Origin of the sequence: Clostridium rhizosphaerae (assembly GCF_016765585.1) — a bacterium.
Taxonomy (GTDB): domain Bacteria; phylum Bacillota; class Clostridia; order Clostridiales; family Clostridiaceae; genus Clostridium_AT; species Clostridium_AT rhizosphaerae.
The window spans coordinates 1-676 of sequence record NZ_JAESWC010000010.1 but is presented as its reverse complement, the minus strand read 5'-3'; the positions used below and the strand labels follow the sequence as shown (position 1 = coordinate 676).

Annotated in this window: 1 rRNA gene; it reads right to left on the bottom strand. The window is 43.6% G+C overall.

From position 1 onward, the window contains the following. Positions 1–302: 302 nt before the first annotated feature. Positions 303–676 (bottom strand): 16S ribosomal RNA (locus JK636_RS15345); the annotation flags it as partial.

The window sequence follows — 676 nt, the reverse complement described above, 5'->3', positions numbered from 1 at the left end:
TTTTTATAGTTACATCTTTCGACGCAACTTGCGAAATTGTATACCCATTCTAGTTTGTAGTTAGTTTGAGTAACAATTTGATTTGTTTTTAATCTGTGCAATTTTCAAAGAACAATCTCGACTTTCATCGAGTGGAAGAATATATTATCATGCTGACGCATATTGGTCAACAGTTAATTATTTCCTCTTGAGAAACAAAATGACCACTTAAGGTCACAATTTGGTCTCTCAAAATTAAACAGAGATTAAGGAACCAACAATTACCTAATGTTCTAATTGAACATTTAGGAATTTCTCCATAGAAAGGAGGTGATCCAGCCGCAGGTTCTCCTACGGCTACCTTGTTACGACTTCACCCCAATCGCTACCCCCACCTTCGGCCGCTGCCTCCAAAAGGTTAGCTCACGGACTTCGGGTGTTGGCAACTCTCATGGTGTGACGGGCGGTGTGTACAAGGCCCGGGAACGTATTCACCGCAACATTCTGATTTGCGATTACTAGCAACTCCGGCTTCATGTAGGCGAGTTGCAGCCTACAATCCGAACTGGGATCGGTTTTTCAGTTTTGCTCCACCTCACGGTTTTGCGTCTTTTTGTACCGACCATTGTAGCACGTGTGTAGCCCTAGACATAAGGGGCATGATGATTTGACGTCATCCCCACCTTCCTCCGCGTTA